A 16581-nucleotide genomic window follows, 5' to 3' on the forward strand; every position below is an offset into this window, starting at 1 on the left:
TTATCGCACCTCCTCATGCTGTTTTGGTTTCTTGTCTGTACTGCGGGGCGTCACCGGGCGCTTCAGGCTGTCCAGCACCGAAGTCCGTGTGCTTTTGGCAACAACAGCCTCGGCGTGCGCCTGTCCCTTTCCGTCGATGTTGAGCAAAGTATCCAGCTCCACCAGACGGGCATTTTTGCTTCGCAGTTCTTCTTCATAAAGGAATGGCTTTCCGACTTCCTCCTTTGCGGCAGCCTGCTGCTGATAGAGGTTATCCAGCTGGGCCTTTGCCGCCTCCAGACGCTGGGGCATCAGGGCGAGGGCATTGTCGATACGGGTAAGATTTCCGCGAGGGTCTGTACCAAGGGTTGCCCGGTGGGTCATCCGTCCTTTCAGCAGGAGCGTATACTCCTGTTTCCAAGCGGAAAATTCCACGGATATGGCATAGCCCCGGTAGCTGCCGATCTGCACCGGATCGGAGGTTTTGACCTCCTTGCAGGCATCCAAAAGGGCTGCACCGGCGTTCTCCTTATCGGTCAGCAGATCGCCACGGATTTCCATACCAGCAAAACCGTCCTCCGGGTGCGGGTGCGCTGCCAAAACCTCCAGATCGGATTCAAAGCCCTTGATAAAGCCTTTGTGCTTTTCAATCTCCTCCGGGAAGTATTTGAGCAGCTGGTCCTCCAGACGATATTGCTTGCTCTGGTGGTCGGCTTTCATCAGCTTCAGGCGGGATACCTCCACATCCAAATCCATACGCTCCTTGATGCGGGGATCTCCGGCACACAGAGCCTTGATCTCGGCAAAACTGAGGGCTGTTTCATCCACATCATCGCAGGAGCGCACCGGCGATTTAGAAGTCATGATCTGGCTGATGAATTTTTGTTTATTCTCCACCGTCTGCCAGAGGTATGCGTCAAAGGTTCCTTCAGTCACATAGCGGTACACATGAACAAGAGGATTCTGGTTACCCTGGCGCTCGATACGGCCCTTGCGCTGGGCAAGATCTCCCGGTCTCCACGGACAGTCCAGGTCATGAAGTGCCACCAGACGGTCCTGCACATTGGTGCCTGCGCCCATCTTGGCGGTGCTGCCCAAAAGGACACGCACCTGACCGGTACGGACCTTAGAGAACAGCTCCTTTTTCCGCACTTCGGTATTGGCTTCATGGATAAAAGCGATCTGGTCGGCAGGCATTCCCTGAGCAATGAGTTTCTGACGAATATCGTCATATACCGTAAAGACCGGTTCCTGCTCCGGCAGAGGCACAGAGCCTTCCAATGCGTGAAGCAGTGGATTATCCAGCGTTTTCGCCGCCTTGCTTGCAGGAGCTTTTGCCTGCGGTGTAGAAATGTCGCAGAACACCAGCTGGGTCAGCTTGTCAGCTTTGCCATTCCGCCAGATCTGCATGATGTTGTCCACGCACTGATTGACCTTTGTGCCAGGTTCATCCGGCAGCATCTGGTTGACGATTCTCTGGTCCAGGCCCAGCTTACGGCCATCCGAGGTAATCTTGAGCATATTGTCCTGGGACGGGTCAACGGTTCCGCTGTGTACCAGCGATGCGCGCTCCGAAAGGGTCTTGACCATTTCCTGCTGATGTTCGGTAGGCTGCGCCACGATGTTGTGGTATTCCACCTCCGGGGTGGGCAGATTCAGTTGGTCAGCGGTCTTGATGTCCGCCACTTCTTTGAACAGGTTCATCAGCTCCGGCAGATTAAAGAACTTGCTGAATCTCGTTCTTGCCCGGTAGCCGGTGCCTTCCGGTGCCAGCTCCAATGCTGTGACGGTCTCCCCGAATCGGGAAGCCCAGCAGTCGAAGTGGGTCATGTTCAGTTCTTGCAGGCGTTCATACTGAAGGTAACGCTGCATGGTGTAAAGCTCAGTCATGGAGTTGCTGACCGGGGTGCCGGTGGCAAAGATTACGCCACGGTTTCCAGTAATCTCATCCATATAGCGGCACTTGGCAAACATATCGGAGGATTTCTGTGCATCCGATGTGGATAAGCCTGCCACATTCCTCATTTTTGTGTATAGAAACAGGTTTTTATAGTTGTGGGCCTCGTCCACAAACAAACGGTCCACACCCAGCTGCTCGAAGGTTACCACATCGTCTTTTCGCCCTTCGGCTTGCAGCTTTTCCAGTCTGGCTTCCAGAGACTTTCTGGTACGCTCCAGCTGCTTGACGGTAAAACGCTCGCCGCCGCTGGCCTGTACCTCTGCAATCCCCTCGGTGATCTCGTCGATCTGCTCATAGAGAAGCCGTTCCTGACGCTCCCGGCTGATGGGGATACGCTCAAACTGGCTGTGTCCCATGATAATGGCATCATAATCACCCGTCGCAATACGAGCGCAGAACTTCTTTCGGTTATGGGTCTCAAAGTCCTTTTTTGTGGTGACTAAGATATTGGCGGAAGGATAGAGACGCAGAAACTCCGACGCCCACTGCTCGGTCAGATGGTTTGGAACCACAAAGAGAGATTTCTGACACAGTCCCAGGCGTTTGGCTTCCATCGAAGCAGCCACCATCTCAAATGTTTTGCCTGCGCCCACTTCGTGTGCCAGCAGAGTATTACCGCCATACAGCACATGGGCGATGGCGCTTTTCTGGTGTTCCCGCAGGGTAATGGCCGGATTCATGCCGCCAAAAGTGATATGGCTGCCATCATATTCACGGGGACGGGTAGAGTTCATTTCCTCGTTGTACTGGCGCACCAAAGTCTGGCGGCGTTCCGGGTCTCTCCAGATCCAGTCCCTAAAGGCTTCCCTGATAGCTTGCTGTTTTTGGGCAGCCAGGGTGGTCTCCTTGGCGTTCAGCACGCGGCGCTCTTTTCCGTCTGCGTCCTCTATGGTGTCATAGATACGGACATCTCGCAGGTTCAGGCTGTCCTCCAAAATCTTGTAGGCATTGGCACGACTGGTCCCATAGGTGGTATAAGCTGCCACATCGTTGTAGGATACGGAAGATTTCCCCTTAATCTGCCATTCAGCGGTAAAGGACGAATAGTTGACCCCAATACTGCGCTGGAGATAAAACGGGGTATTAAAGGTCTCATACATAAACTGCTGGATATATTCCTTGTCAATCCAGGTAGCGCCCAGACGCACCTCGATCTCCGACGCATCCAGGTCTTTGGGCTGGGCGGCGGTAAGAGCTTCCACATTGACTGCATAAACCGGGTCCTGCTGTGCGGCCCGTTGCGCCTGACGCAGTTTGCGGCGTACATTGCCGGAGAGGTATTCATCAGCAGTCACATAATGGGGTGTGCCGTCTTTCTCCAGCTGTCCCGGTACACGGAAGATCACGCCTTGCAGCTCTCCGGCCAGTTCTTCTTTTGTTTTTCCGGTAAGCTGGCTCATATAGTCCATATCCACGCAGGCTTTTTCCGAGATGGACACCGCCAGTGCTTCACTTGCCGTATCCACCACAGCCACCGCCTGATGGGGCTTGATGGTCCGCTTGGTGAACATATCTGCCTTACGTTCCAGTTTCCCATCCTCGTCAATGACTTCCAGCGCACAGAGCAGGTAATAGGAAGAATCATCTGCATAGGCCAGTCGGTTTGCACGGTCATTGATGAGACCGTATTTGGCAGAAAAGCTGTCATAGAGGCTGTTCAGTTCCGCCTGCTTTTGGGTAATGGTGCTGTCTGGAACCGCTGCATCCATCTGAAGGTCGATCAGTTCCTGCACACAATCACGCAGTTCCACAAGACCTTTTACACGGGCTTCGGCGGTGGCGTTGAGGTCAGGGCGCACCATACGGCTGTTTTCCCGGTAGTACACCTGCCCGTCTACAATGGCATAAGAATAGTTCTTCACATTGGGGTCGGCAGGAATGGAGGTGTCAATGGCTTCGCCCTCGCCCAGCTCCGGCAGCTCTGCCTCCTGATAAGTCCCATGAATGTACTTCACAGCATCATGCAGCTGGTCGGAAAGCTCCAGTCCCTCGATGGGGTTCACGGTGTAGTCCATACCATGAGCAGTGCTTACCGGCTCCTGTCTGCCCAGCACCATTTCCGGGTGGTCGATAAAATACCGGTTGATGGCAAATCCGTCCTCCGTCTGTCCGGTTTGAGTCCATTCCGGCACGATGTCCAGCGGGCGGTCCCGTTTTTGGAGGAAGATGATGTCCGATACCACCTCGGCACCGGCATTCTTTTTGAACGCGTCATTCGGCAGGCGGATAGCTCCCAGCAGCTCGGCACGCTGGACAAGATAGCGGCGCACGGTGGAATCCTTGGCGTCCATAGTATAGCGGGAGGTTACAAAAGCTACCACGCCGCCGGGACGCACCTGGTCCAGTGCTTTGGCGAAAAAGTAGTTGTGAATACTGAAATTCAGCTTATTGTAGGCTTTGTCATTGACCTGATACTGACCAAAAGGTACATTGCCGATGGCAAGGTCAAAGAAGTCACGCCTGTCGGTGGTCTCAAAGCCGCCTACTGTGATGTCCGCCTTGGGATAGAGCTGCTTTGCGATGCGACCGGAAACCGAGTCCAGCTCCACGCCATACAGACGACTGTTTCGCATTTCTTCCGGCAGCATACCGAAGAAATTGCCCACACCCATAGATGGCTCCAGAATATTTCCGGTCTCAAATCCCATACGGTCCACCGCTTCATAGATGGCCTGAATGACCGTAGGGCTGGTGTAATGGGCGTTGAGGGTAGAGCTTCTGGCGGCGGCATATTCCTCCGGGGTCAGCAGCTCTTTTAGCTGAGCATACTCTAAAGCCCATGCCGGTTTCTCCGGGTCAAACGCATCAGAGAGACCGCCCCAGCCCACATATCGAGAAAGAACCTCCTGCTGTTCGGGGCTTGCCTGCTGTCCGGCAACTTCCAGCTCTTTCAGCAAGCGAATCGCATTGACATTTGCCTGGAACTTGGCTTTCGGACCGCCTTCGCCCAAATGCTCATCGGTAATGCGGAAGTTTTTTGCATTGCGGCGCAGGTTAGCCTTGTATTCCTCATAAGATGCTTCCTCGGCAGCTTTGGCATTGGGGAAGGTCTGCCACTGGCCATTGACCTGAATGGAAACCGGGTGTTCATCCAACACTTCCTCAAAGGTTTTCTCCGGCTCAGTCACAGGGGCTGGTGGCTCCGGCTCCTCGATATGCAGTCGTTCCACCACCACATCATAAGGCAGATTGTTCTTATCGCCCGGATAGACGGCCATGGTCTCGGAATGGAAGGTCGGGGATTCGGTAGCCGGTTGGGGCTGTTCCTGTCCAAAACCGTCCTGCTGACGGGCATACATCCCGCGCAGCAAAGACGCAACCTCATCCCAGCGGAAATACAGCATAGCCAGACGCTTTTCCTCTGCATCCATGACTTCCAGTTCTATGCCCTGTGCCGTGGTACGGTAATCGGCAATATCGCCGGTCTCCAGATTCAGTGTCTCGATCTCACCGGAATAGGCTCTGCTCAGCCAGTAGGCGATCTCGCTGTTGCTCCTGCCGGATTGCAGCAGCGTGGAAATCTGCTTTTTATCCGCTTCATACATCAGTCCATGAGCCAATACATCCCGCAAGTCCTGATCTGCCTTGTCCGGGTCAATAGGAAGAAACTCGGTATAGTAAGCATTGCGGCGGTCTGCCCGAAGCAGCTGCTCAAACTGTTCTTTGCGCTCTGCCCGGTAGATGGGATATACCATCCCGGTGGGCAGAAGCTGTACGGTGTCCTCCCGCAGCTCGGTGATCTGATAGGCGTCATCCTCGATATACACGGTATCGCCCACGGCATAGACCGGGGCGGCTGGGTCATAGGAGGTTCTTTGCGGAATTGGGCGGCGAACTGCGTCATATTCCTCATCGGAAATGGAAACTTTGGAAGTCTGCTCTGTCTCGGCATCTGCGATCTGCTCGGCATCTGACATCACCTGTTGGATAAACGGGGCATTGTCCAGTTTTTCCGGGTCTGCCACCTGGCCGTTGACGATTCCTCTTTCTTCCAGAGCTTCCCGGATGGCGATGGGGTCGATGTCGTCAAAACGGTCCTGTTCTTCTTCGGTATAGAACCGGTCCTCCTGAATGAGCTGGGCAATCCGGCGCTGTACCTTCGGCCAGGGCAGCTGCGTTTCCTCCGGGCTGCCGGCACGGACAACGAACAGGCTGTTGCTGTTACTGCCGCCGTATTCCTGAGCCAGCCATGCGGCGGTATCTTTTTCTCTTGCATGGTCTTTCATATAGCGGACAACAGCGTGTTTACTCTCGATATTGCCGTTCCATGCACAAAGGGCAGTATCAATATCTTCCTGAGAAAGAGGGCGCAGAAGCTCATGGAGCTTTGGATAGGTCTCGTCGATCACTTCCCGGTGTAAACGCTGACGGAACTCCGGCACATCCGAATAGAGTCGGATCAGCTCCATATCCTTAGAACCAAGGACTGCACGGCGCACAGCGGCATTACCCTCGATGACAGCATTTTCACGGTCAGAATGACCGCAGGCATTGCGATATGCGGTATCCTCGGAAATGGCGGCAGTCACCACAGGCTTATACTGCTCAAACTGCTCCCCAAGGGTAGGCTTTGGCGTTTCTTTCTCCACCTCCGGCTGCTGTGCTTGAATGGCATCTTCTTCTGCCAGTTCCTTTTCAGCCTGGATTTTGTCATACTGCGCCTGTTCCTGTTCGGTAAGATAGCGGTCTTTCTGGACAAGTGAGGTAATGCGCTTGGCAACCTTTTCCCAGTTCAAGTGAACATCCGGGCAGTCCTGCTTTTTATAGTGCAGTCCTTTCCCATCGTGATCTTCGCCGCTGTGTGTTGCACCGGACAAGGCATGAGAGCGTCCGCCAATGCCATACTCGTCTTTGAGGAATCTTACTTTCTCCTTATCCGTATGGTTTTCCATGAAGAACGCATAGATACGGCCTTTTCCTCCGGCGAAACTGCTTCCGCCGGTCATGGCGGCGTCGATCTCATCCTCGGTAATAAAGTGCTGGACGGTTGGCACTTGGGAAAGCTCTGAAGAAAAGGTCCTGCGGGGCAGGTCAAGGTCCTTCAGGTTCTCCCAGATCTCCCTCGGTCTATGATAGTGAAAACGCAACAGGTCACGGTCCTGCTGATAGGCAGTCCAGAAGGCAGCGTATTCTTCCTTGAGGGTCTGGCGGAAAGCCGGGTCACTCAGCTGCTCCGTCAGGCGGCGGGTCTCCTCTGGGAAACCATTGCCTTTGATCTCTGACAGGCAGGACAAATATCCGGCTTTTCTGGCGTCCTCACTGAGATCGTGATACAGATGCCAGAGCTTTTCCGAGAGGAGGGAGCGTTCATAGCCTGCCGCTTCTGCAAGCTCCACATTGGAGGCAAACTGACCACTTTCCAAAAGCTCCCCGATACGCTCTGCGGCGCGCTCCCAAGAAATGACCTGGGCAGACCTGTCATAACGGACAGACTTCCCGTGGGAAAGATGGATACCATCCTCGGCATACCATGCACTCACACTGCCAAGGCCGTTGCCACCGTGGTACAGCGTTTTCAGTATCTCGGCAATCTCAGCGGTGGTTTTCTGCTTTTCAAAGGCTGCAACCACACGCTCCCTCTGACGGTCTGTATTGCCTCCCAAACGCAGCACATGGTCAATGTCATTTTGGGCAAAAGAAAAAGCAGAGGATGTATGCGCTACATTCTCTGCTTCATCTATGGATTGGATCTGTTCCGCTTCGGAGAGGAACAGGTTTAGAGTCAGCTGTTGATAAGCTCCGCCATCAGGATTTCCTCGGCCTGGGCTTTGCAGGTGTTCATCAGCCCCACCCACTTCATGGGATCGCTGGCTTTCAGTTCCTCGGTGGCTCCCGCTTCCTTCGCCAGCTGGGGCATCATCTGCTCCAGTCTGCTCTGGGCGGTCTCGTCGATCTCCAGAAGGTGCGGGTACAGCTTCTCGCTCAGCAACATCTGGTTGTAGAGGATGGGACGGTGTTCCTTCAGGTAGGTTTTCCTCATCCTTCCGTACTTGCCCAGGGGTTTCTCCGGCTGCTGGCTCAGCTTCAGGTCGGGAATCAGATAGTCTCCGTTCTGGATATAGGTCATGGGATTGTTCATCTTGTTTGCTCCTTTCTTGGTTGGCTTCGCGCTCTGCATTTCGGACGGTAACGCCGATCTGCCGCAGCACCTGCTGGTTGATCTGGCTGACCGCTGTTCCCAGCGCTCCGATGGTTGCCGGAGTATTGAAATCAAAGATCGCCATGAAATCTTCGTGGTCGAAGTAGCGTTCCGGCTCCAGTCCACAGCGGGACATCAAAGCGTAAGTGATACTGACGGTGGCTGCTGCCTTGAACTGTACTCCGATGTTAAACTCATCATATTCCTCCAAAAAGGAACCGTCAACGATATAGAAGAAGTCCTGCTGATGCTCCGTCCAGTATTCCTCAGCCAGTTTTCCGGCTACCTTAGTGAGCTGTCCGGCAAGGTCATCACCGGAAACATCATAGGTGCGCTCAAGCATGGCCTGCACCGAATCCAAATGGTGCTCCTCCAGCTGCCACAGCCAGGGAGTGCGGGAATGTTCACGGGTTCCGGTGTCGGAAATATCAAAAACATAGCGCAGGCGGGGCCTGTCCCCGGAATCGTCCACCAGAGCAATCCCTTTGGAACCGCGCCTTACATACCGGCCCATCTTTTCATTCCACAAATCGTACTCCGCACAGGCGGTGGCGTCTGGTCGCTGGGCATAGATCATCAGCTGCTCATGGAACGGGTACTTGTAAAGGCGGGAAGCAGTAGTGAGAAACCCTGCCCATTCCTGCCAGCTCCCCGTGAGCTGCGTTGTTACCTTCTCCGCCATCTGTGCATATAGTTCAGCTTTGGTTGGCATGGTGTTCTGTCCTCCTTTCGGTTTTTGGGTAAAAGAAAAGCAGGAAACCGAATTGATTTCCTGCTGGGTGAAACTGTGAATATTAAATTATTATTGGTTATACAAACTTGAATTTATAGTCCTCTCAAAACCAATTTGCTTTTTCTTCTCGAAATACGGGAATATCACTATCTCGATATGGATTGTAATTATGAAGATTGCAACCAAACTCTTTTAATGATTTTATTTTGTTATCCTGTGTCCATACAATTAAAGATATTCCGTCAAATTCTTCAACATTTCCATTATTCATTTTGTTTTTAAAATACCACTCCACGATTGTTTGATTGCCTTGATGAAAAAATTGCTTAATCTCCCAGACAAGAACACTTCCGCGTGTATTCCATTCGTCAAACCAGTGCTTTACCGTTTTGCGGTTTTCATATTTAGGACTCCAACTCTCAGTATATACAACATCATCTGTAAAAATATTGTCAATTCCTAAATCTGCTTTCTTAATCCACATATCAAACCATAATCGGATAATTTTTTCTCTCTCGTTCATAAAGCACCTCCACAACTTCCGATTTGTTACTTACATTATAGTTCATTCATCCCTCCAAGCATAGTAGGAGTTTGTAAAGAGTTGAGAGAAACCGCCTTCCCATCGAACAGTTTCTCTCACTATGTCATCCCGACACGATAAATTTACTGGTCAAAATCCGGGTACAACTCCAGCTCGGCAAACTCGGCATCACTCATGGTCTGGAGCTTGCCCAGTGCGCTGTCTGTCAACTCCCGCAGCTCGGTTTCCTCCGGGGCCAGCTCGCCGCGCATCTCACGCAGGCTGTCGATCAATCCGGTGCGGCTGCCGGTATTGTAAATACACATCAGGTTCATTTCCTCAAAAGTAAAGTTTCCCATATCAAATCTCCCTTTCCGCACTCTTTTTGGGCGCTGTCTTTTTGTGTTCTGCCTTGGGCTGGCTTTTCAGCTGCTCCATGACGGACTTTTTCTTTTCCCGTTCCTCCCGATGGGCAGCGGCAGCCAGATCCATCAGGGAAATGGGCTGACCGCTGCGGGCCTGCTGTTCCAGCTCTGCCACCGTAGGCTCTTTTGCGCCATTGTTGATGATACCGTCGATCATGCCGTAATCGTCCTCCACGGCCATCTCCGCATTTTTCAGCGGATTTTCCGGCAGGAATCCGGAGATCTGGGTAAAACCAACACTATCACAGTAATGACAGGATACCTTACCATCCTGCTTGATCGCAACGATGTCACTGACACTCATAGAAGGACTGTGAAAATCCGCCGGTTTTTGCAGATTAAACTGCTCATATAGTTTTTCCAACTGCTCCGGCACAATGCCAGACGCACTTAGCGGAGCTGTGTAAATGAGGTCATAATTGCTGCGGTCTATGGAAATGTCATGGGACTTTAACCAATCCAGATTCATAAAGCGCACATTCTGCGGATCGTCACGGCTCACCTGATAGATGGCAAAGCAATCTCTGTTCTGAGCAAGAAATGCCTGTTCCCGTTCCTGCTGATGTTCCTGGCGCTCCATGACCTTTTCATGGAACTGAGGGCTTTTCTCCCATTCCTCACGGTCCACACCGAAAATGCCGCCATGATCCATGATTTCCTGCGAGTCAAATACCATACTCTCCGTATTGTCCTCATGCAGCACATAGATAGTCAAACCAGCGGCATCCAGTTCCAGCGCCCGTTCTCTGGTGACAGGGAGCATCCCATCATAGAAGTAGCCGTATTCCTGCATATCCGGTGTGGATACCTGCTCATCAGGCATAGGGTATTCATCCAGCGCCTGCTCTTGTGCTTCCGGCAGCTGAGAAGAAGCAGCCATCTGACTGGCCTCTGCCTGCATCTGCTGGTAGGCAGCTTCCTGCAAGGTCTCAATCATGGACAACGGTGCGTATTTTACCGAGTCTCTGCCCAAATCGTTGTCATCACAAATCTGGAGAACTGCCTTCATGCGGGAAATCTCCGGCATATCCAGCTGACCACCATCCAACTCTTTCATGGACGCGGCATCGTAAAGGGTATAGTCCCAGCCGCTGTCACAGGATTGGATATGAAGATAGGTGGCATCGTCAATCAGAAACAAAGCCTCCTGCTGGTTGGCGTCCGCCCCCAGCACTTCCATTTCCGGCATTGCCGCAGCCAGTTCCTTTACCGCTTTTTGCACCAGAGGATTATCACGGTAATAGTCGATTGCCTGGACGGTGTCCAGGTCAATGGTCTGGCCGGTCAAAATCGGAAAAGGTCCTTCATAGTCGCTTCCGTCTTTCAGCTCAAAACCAATGCCCTTGATCCCGTTCATTCGCTCTGCCGGAATTTCTTGATAAATGCGGATTGCTTCCTCCAAAGACAGGTTATCGTGGTATTCTCCGAGGTTTGGAAATTCCATGCACTCTGCTACATAGTAGGTCAGATTGCCGGTCGGCTGTCTATCGGCTACCTTAGCAGCATCTTCTGGCTGCTCTATCGGGGCGGTTTCCGGCTCTGCCTTTGCATGGGGGTCAATTCCACGCTCTTTGCAGATTTCCTTATAGTGGCGCTCAATGTCAGAGATCAAAGTACCGGAGGTCTTGTTGATGGTTTCCAAACTGGCTCTCAGCTCTTTCAGCTCCTTGCCCTGACTCCAGCTTGCAATATAGCCGAAGCTGTTTTCTCCGGTCTCGATGCCAAAATATTTGCAGACTGCGTAGGAGATGCTTTCAGCCTCTACTTCCTCCGTGTGACGATTTTTGATTGCCTGTTTTTCTGCGGTTGGATCTTCCTCAACTGCAAGACGCCATTCAAACTGATTTTCGTCCACATAGCGCCAATCCATATCAGAAGCAAACTGTTCAGCTTCTCTTTCTGTGGCAAAATCCAGCTTGAAATCATGCTTGGTTCCACCTTCACTCTCCAGCACAACCTTCCATAACGGTAGCATTTCATATTTTTTAGGGTCATGGAGCTTGCTGTGGGCAATCTCGTGTACTGTGGCTGAAACCGTCTGAACCTCACTCATGCCCTGACGAATGGCAATTTTCTGATGATCAGCAGAAAAATAGCCGTCCGTATCAGCGGCCATTGCTTCAAAAGTAATCGGCACCGGTGCGCTGCGGCGCAGGGCCTCCATGAATGCCTCATAATTTGGCACATTGCCGGAAAGGGATGATGCAAGCTCAGGCAAAGGTTTACCGTCGGTCTGGCTCACATCAAAGACCTTGACCGGACGAAACATGGGGATCTCGATTTCTTTTTCCTCTGTAACGATCTTTCCGTCTTTATCCAAAATCGGAGCCTTGGTATCTGGGTCCAGCTTCTGCTCCTCGATTTTCTTCTTATACGGTGTGGGAGCGATGATGGTAATGCCATGCTCGCCCTTTTTTACATGACGCTCAAACTGGTCTTTCCACTTATTGTATCCGGCTACCAATGTGGCGTCCGGCTTCTGCATATAGATGAGCATGGTGTTGTTTACCGAATAGCGGTGGAAGCGGGACATGATGGACAGATAGCGCATATACTTTTCACTCTCAAACAGTTCTTTGATGCCCTGCTCGATGCCATCTGTGATTTCCCTTAGCCGTTCTCGGTTGGTGGGTTTGTTCTCAGCCATGATTTTCAATCTCCTTTCCAAGTGTATGATTTCTGCTGTGTGTTCTGCAATCCATGCCTTTTGTTCTTCTTCACTTTCATAAAGAAAAAGGTCCAGCAGGTACTCTACATAGGCTTTCTTCTGGATTGCTTCCACAAAACGGGGGTGCGGTTCTTCCTCCGGTGTCCTGGGAGAACGGTCGGCTTCCCATTTTTTCAGCAGATAGTAGTAATCGGACAGTACGCAATAACAGCGCTGTCGATCCTCCCGAAACTTCTGTGCCTCGGTTTTTTGCCGGACATATCTCCTGCGGGGCGGGGCCTGACTGTCATAGATCAAGCCAAAGTCCTGTGCCAGTTTCTCCGCCGCTTCTTTTGGGGAGAGGTTAAAGAGCTTTGCGGTAAAGTCGATCACATCCCCATCTGCACCGCAGCCAAAGCAGTGGAACCGCTGGTCTACCTTCATGCTGGGGTTCTTATCATCGTGAAAGGGACAGCAGGCCATACCATTTCGTTTGACCTCGATCCCATAAAACGCTGCCGCTTCTCTGGTGCTGACCGACTGCTTGACCGCTTCAAATACATTCTCTGCCATGTGCCTTTAACTGCCGGACTTTTTCACAGGGGGCTGGTATCCGGCGGCTTTCGCACGCTCACTGGCAGCTTTGCGACGCTCGGCGCTGTATGGCTCCCGGACTGATACACACCGCTTGGGGACGGTAAAGTTATGGGCGTCCTTTCGGGTGATCTGGTCGGGATGCTTTTTTGCCAGCAGTTCCAGCTTCTCCATCAGACGGGGATCGTGGGTATAGACCTCAGCCATTGGTTCTGCCTGGTTATAGAGGAGAATGGTTTCCCGTTCCACTAAAGAGAGCTTCATCGGCTGCCTCCTTTCCGCTGGTCAAATTCCAGCTTGAAGTTGGCATACTGTCCATCGTCCTCCAAAACCACAGTGGCATCGTAGGTCTTGCCGGTTTTCTCCGAATATAGCCCCGTCACACGGACACAGCCATCGTTCAGCAGCGCAGACACCACAGCTTTGGTCGGCTCTTTTTTCTTGGCAGCCCACCATTTGTTGTTTTTCCAGATTGCAAATTTGCAAGAATCATTCTGACAGAAGAAGCCTTTTTGCAGTTCTGCAACTTCACCGCCGCAGCGAGGGCATTTGCCCACCACCTCACGGGGCGGAGTGAACAGGTACTCAGTTCCCTTGATGACCTGATAAGTCCCCACCAGATCTTTCAGCATGGTGCTGATCCCGTCCAGAAACTCCTCTTGGGCAAGCTGCCCGCGCTCGATCTCACCCAGGCGATACTCCCACTCGGCAGTCAGAAGCGGCGATTGCAGTTGTTCCGGCAGCACCGTGATAAGGGATACTGCATCGTGGGAAGGAAGAAGTTGCACCGTTTTTCTGTTCTTTTTTCGCTCCAGAAAACCGGCAGATACCAGCTTTTCCAAAATACCGGCACGGGTGGCCGGTGTCCCCAGACCTTTTCTCTCAGCATCCTCTGGCATATCATCTTTCCCGGCAGTCTCCATTGCGGACAATAGGGTGTCCTCCGTAAAGTGCTGAGGCGGACTGCTTTTGCCTTCTTTGACGATTGCCGCAGAAACCGAAAGTGTCTGTCCTTCGGTCAGCTCCGGCAGGGCTTTCTCTACGCCCTCTTTTTTCGGCTCTGTATCCTTCATTTTGGCACGATAAGCGTCCTCCAGTGCTTTCCATCCGGGGTGCTTCACTGTTTTTCCTTTTGTGGTAAACTCCCCACCGGCACACGCTGCAATCACAACGGTTTCCGAATAGATATGGGGCTGGGCTACGGCGCACATCAGACGCAGGGCCACCAGCTCCAGCACCGCTTTTTCTCCCTCAGGAAGGGCAGAAAGGTCTGCATCCTTGAGATTTCTGGTAGGGATTACTGCGTGGTGGTCGGTTACTTTCTTATCGTTGATTACCGTCTGCGGATCACAGGTAATGGCGATTCCTTTGCGAAACGGCATAGCATTGGCAACCAGATTCACCAACATCGGCAGGCTGTCTGCTATATCGCCAGTCAGATAGCGGCTGTCAGTACGGGGATAGGTACAGAGCTTCTTTTCATACAGGCTTTGCAGATAGTCCAGGGTCTGCTGGGCTGTAAATCCAAGCAGGCGGTTGGCATCTCTTTGCAGAGTAGTCAGGTCATAGAGGGCAGGCGGCTTTTCGGACTTTTCCTTGCACTCCACCTTTTTGATTGTGACATTTGCACCCTGACAGGCTTCTTTCAGCTGCTCAGCAGCAACCTTATCCGCCATGCGCTCCCCGGATACGGTAAGACCGGGCAGCTCCAGCGCCACGGTATAAAAGGGAATCGGCTGAAAGGTGTCGATCTCAGCTTCTCGCTGAACAATAAGCGCCAGCGTCGGGGACATCACGCGCCCGATGTTGAGGGTTCGGTGATACAGCACGGAAAAAAGCCTTGTCGCATTGATCCCCACCAGCCAGTCGGCCTTGGCACGGCAGAGGGCAGCATCCCGAAGTCCGTCATAATCCGCACCGGGGCGCAGGTTTGCAAAGCCTTCCCTTATGGCAGAGTCCTCCATCGAAGAAATCCAGAGCCTTTTCATAGGCTTTTGACAGTCTGCCAGCTCATAGACGCTGCGGAAGATCAGCTCACCCTCGCGTCCGGCATCGCAGGCATTTACCACCTCCGTCACATCCGGGGCATTCATCAGCTTTTTCAGAATATCAAACTGCTTTTTCTTATCCTTTCCCACTACCATCTGCCAATGTTCCGGCAGGATAGGCAGGTCATCATATCGCCACTTGGCATACTTTGGGTCATAGCTGTCTGCATCCGCAAGACCGGCCAGGTGGCCCACGCACCAGCTGACACGCCAGCCGTTGCCCTCCAGATACCCGTCCTTACGGACGGTTGCGCCGATCACCGCCGCCAAACTCTGGGCAACTGATGGTTTTTCGGCAATTACCAATTTATGTTGAGCCATGATGGTTCCTCCTCTCTTTGAGCCATCGGGACATTTCCCGGTGACAGATACCTACGCAGGGTCTTCCATAATTCCCGCAACCATAGCAGGGGTGGCTGTGGGGTAAAGAAGGAGGACGGGAAGTTTCCTTCCCGCCCTCCGGCCTGCGTGTCATCATGCGTTCATAGGGACTGTCTGTGAATCGGGTCATTTCACGCTGTCCTCGTCATCTTCTTCTGTGCTGCCCCCGTCAGCATCCGGTTCTTCCGAATCCTCACCCTCGGTTTCCCATTCCTCAGAATCTTCCTCGCCATAATCATAATCGTCCAGACTGTCATTGCCCTTGGTCTTAGGCTTGTTCTTAACGAGCTTCAAGTAGGAAAATACGCCACCGCCACCAAGCAGAGCCAGCAAAAGGACCAGCGCAGCCGGGTTCAATCCGGCAGGCTTCTCCTTTTCCGGCTCCGATGTTTCTGCCGGAGGTTCCGGTGCTTTGCCCGTACATTTACTCTTATCAGTTGCGCAGACCGGGCAGGCCGTATTGACTGCCCCTGCTTCACATTTTGTTGAACAGCTGCATACCGCAGGCATCTCCTCTTTGGGTTTTCCATCTTCCATCAGCGCCGCAAGGTCTGCATCGTCCACCTGATTCAGAAAGTGAACAGCAGTCTCCTTGTCCTCATTCGCCCTATCAATCAGGATATAAAAGTAATTTCCAGCTTTGGTCGTAACAGTAATAAGCTGCTTATTGCCTCCAAAATCATCCACCAATGCCGCATTCCCCTCCGGTGTAAGTGCCGGTGCCGGTTCTGTTTCTTCCACAATCACATTGCTGTCATTGGTAGAATCCTCTGCCGGTGCCGCCGGAGCCTGTTCTGACCCCTGTGCGAAAGCAGGGATCGTAAAGCCAAATGCCACAACCATTGTCAGGCAAAGGGCGGAAAGTGTTTTGCAAATTCTTTTATTCTTCATAAGCGGTAGCCTCCTGATTATTTGATTCCGACAGTGCTGTATCTCTGCCGTGGTTCATTCCACCGGAAAGCATAGCGTTCAGCTGTGCTGGAGTCATGCGTAACGCACGAACCATCTGAACGATTTCCAGATTCTCTGCCTCCGTTTTCTGTGCTTCCAGGGTCTTGAGCTTTTCCTGATATTCTGCAATCTTCTCACGGGTTTTCTCAATTTCCTGGTCGATACGTTCAATTTTGTTTTTTGCCATAACCGTTCACTCCT

The 16581-nt window shown here is 52.4% G+C and carries 11 protein-coding genes; 1 reads left to right on the forward strand and 10 read right to left on the reverse strand.

What is annotated here, in order from left to right; genetic code table 11:
- Both J3350_RS05780 and J3350_RS13905 read right to left on the reverse strand, forming a co-directional pair.
- Positions 1-6165, reverse strand: a complete 6165-nt coding sequence (locus tag J3350_RS05780) for an SNF2-related protein (protein WP_370569268.1) — start codon at positions 6163-6165, stop codon at positions 1-3.
- 1496 nt (positions 6166-7661) lie between these two features.
- Positions 7662-8018 carry a TnpV protein gene (locus J3350_RS13905; RefSeq protein WP_081016879.1) on the reverse strand — a complete coding sequence of 119 codons (357 nt, stop codon included), beginning with the start codon at positions 8016-8018 and terminating at the stop codon, positions 7662-7664.
- Here J3350_RS13905 and J3350_RS13910 point away from each other — a divergent pair.
- The gene (locus J3350_RS13910) at positions 8005-8772 is read left to right on the forward strand and encodes a hypothetical protein (RefSeq protein WP_242700152.1); all 768 of its coding nucleotides are present in this window, start codon (positions 8005-8007) and stop codon (positions 8770-8772) included. The genes J3350_RS13905 and J3350_RS13910 overlap by 14 nt on opposite strands.
- Before the next feature lie 142 nt (positions 8773-8914).
- Here J3350_RS13910 and J3350_RS05785 read toward each other — a convergent pair whose 3' ends face one another.
- The 8 genes from J3350_RS05785 to J3350_RS05820 form a co-directional block, all read right to left on the reverse strand.
- Complete coding sequence (locus J3350_RS05785) at positions 8915-9334, reverse strand: nuclear transport factor 2 family protein (RefSeq protein WP_006573504.1); 420 nt, start codon at positions 9332-9334, stop codon at positions 8915-8917.
- Between the two features lie 143 nt (positions 9335-9477).
- Entirely contained in the window at positions 9478-9693 is a 216-nt protein-coding gene (locus J3350_RS05790; protein ID WP_195956844.1) for a transposon-transfer assisting family protein, read from the reverse strand.
- Position 9694: 1 nt separating this feature from the next.
- Positions 9695-12979, reverse strand: coding sequence for an LPD16 domain-containing protein (locus J3350_RS05795; RefSeq protein ID WP_207686008.1), 3285 nt, complete (start codon positions 12977-12979; stop codon positions 9695-9697).
- Between the two features lie 6 nt (positions 12980-12985).
- On the reverse strand, positions 12986-13264 hold the full coding sequence (locus tag J3350_RS05800; protein ID WP_004798047.1) for a hypothetical protein: 279 nt from the start codon (positions 13262-13264) through the stop codon (positions 12986-12988).
- A complete protein-coding gene (locus J3350_RS05805) occupies positions 13261-15369 on the reverse strand; it encodes a type IA DNA topoisomerase (RefSeq protein WP_207686009.1) in 2109 nt (702 codons plus the stop codon). The genes J3350_RS05800 and J3350_RS05805 overlap by 4 nt, the downstream gene beginning before the upstream one ends.
- A complete protein-coding gene (locus J3350_RS05810) occupies positions 15356-15559 on the reverse strand; it encodes a hypothetical protein (RefSeq protein WP_009003368.1) in 204 nt (67 codons plus the stop codon). Before J3350_RS05810 ends, J3350_RS05805 begins: the two co-directional genes overlap by 14 nt.
- Positions 15556-16320, reverse strand: coding sequence for a DUF4366 domain-containing protein (locus J3350_RS05815; protein WP_207686010.1), 765 nt, complete (start codon positions 16318-16320; stop codon positions 15556-15558). The genes J3350_RS05810 and J3350_RS05815 overlap by 4 nt, the downstream gene beginning before the upstream one ends.
- The gene (locus J3350_RS05820) at positions 16310-16567 is read right to left on the reverse strand and encodes a DUF4315 family protein (RefSeq protein ID WP_002576231.1); all 258 of its coding nucleotides are present in this window, start codon (positions 16565-16567) and stop codon (positions 16310-16312) included. The genes J3350_RS05815 and J3350_RS05820 overlap by 11 nt, the downstream gene beginning before the upstream one ends.
- Between the last annotated feature and the right edge of the window lie 14 nt (positions 16568-16581).

It is taken from the genome of Faecalibacterium sp. Marseille-Q3530, from assembly GCF_017377625.1.
GTDB lineage: Bacteria > Bacillota > Clostridia > Oscillospirales > Ruminococcaceae > Faecalibacterium > Faecalibacterium prausnitzii_E.

Bases quoted from the DNA above. Each gene is read 5' to 3' on its own strand.
- J3350_RS05780 (WP_370569268.1), bottom strand. From the start codon at position 6,165: ATGAAAGACCATGCAAGAGAAAAAGATACCGCCGCATGGCTGGCTCAG.
- J3350_RS13910 (WP_242700152.1), top strand. From the start codon at position 8,005: ATGGGATTGTTCATCTTGTTTGCTCCTTTCTTGGTTGGCTTCGCGCTC.
- J3350_RS13905 (WP_081016879.1), bottom strand. From the start codon at position 8,018: ATGAACAATCCCATGACCTATATCCAGAACGGAGACTATCTGATTCCC.
- J3350_RS05785 (WP_006573504.1), bottom strand. From the start codon at position 9,334: ATGAACGAGAGAGAAAAAATTATCCGATTATGGTTTGATATGTGGATT.
- J3350_RS05790 (WP_195956844.1), bottom strand. From the start codon at position 9,693: ATGGGAAACTTTACTTTTGAGGAAATGAACCTGATGTGTATTTACAAT.
- J3350_RS05795 (WP_207686008.1), bottom strand. From the start codon at position 12,979: ATGGCAGAGAATGTATTTGAAGCGGTCAAGCAGTCGGTCAGCACCAGA.
- J3350_RS05800 (WP_004798047.1), bottom strand. From the start codon at position 13,264: ATGAAGCTCTCTTTAGTGGAACGGGAAACCATTCTCCTCTATAACCAG.
- J3350_RS05805 (WP_207686009.1), bottom strand. From the start codon at position 15,369: ATGGCTCAACATAAATTGGTAATTGCCGAAAAACCATCAGTTGCCCAG.
- J3350_RS05810 (WP_009003368.1), bottom strand. From the start codon at position 15,559: ATGACCCGATTCACAGACAGTCCCTATGAACGCATGATGACACGCAGG.
- J3350_RS05815 (WP_207686010.1), bottom strand. From the start codon at position 16,320: ATGAAGAATAAAAGAATTTGCAAAACACTTTCCGCCCTTTGCCTGACA.
- J3350_RS05820 (WP_002576231.1), bottom strand. From the start codon at position 16,567: ATGGCAAAAAACAAAATTGAACGTATCGACCAGGAAATTGAGAAAACC.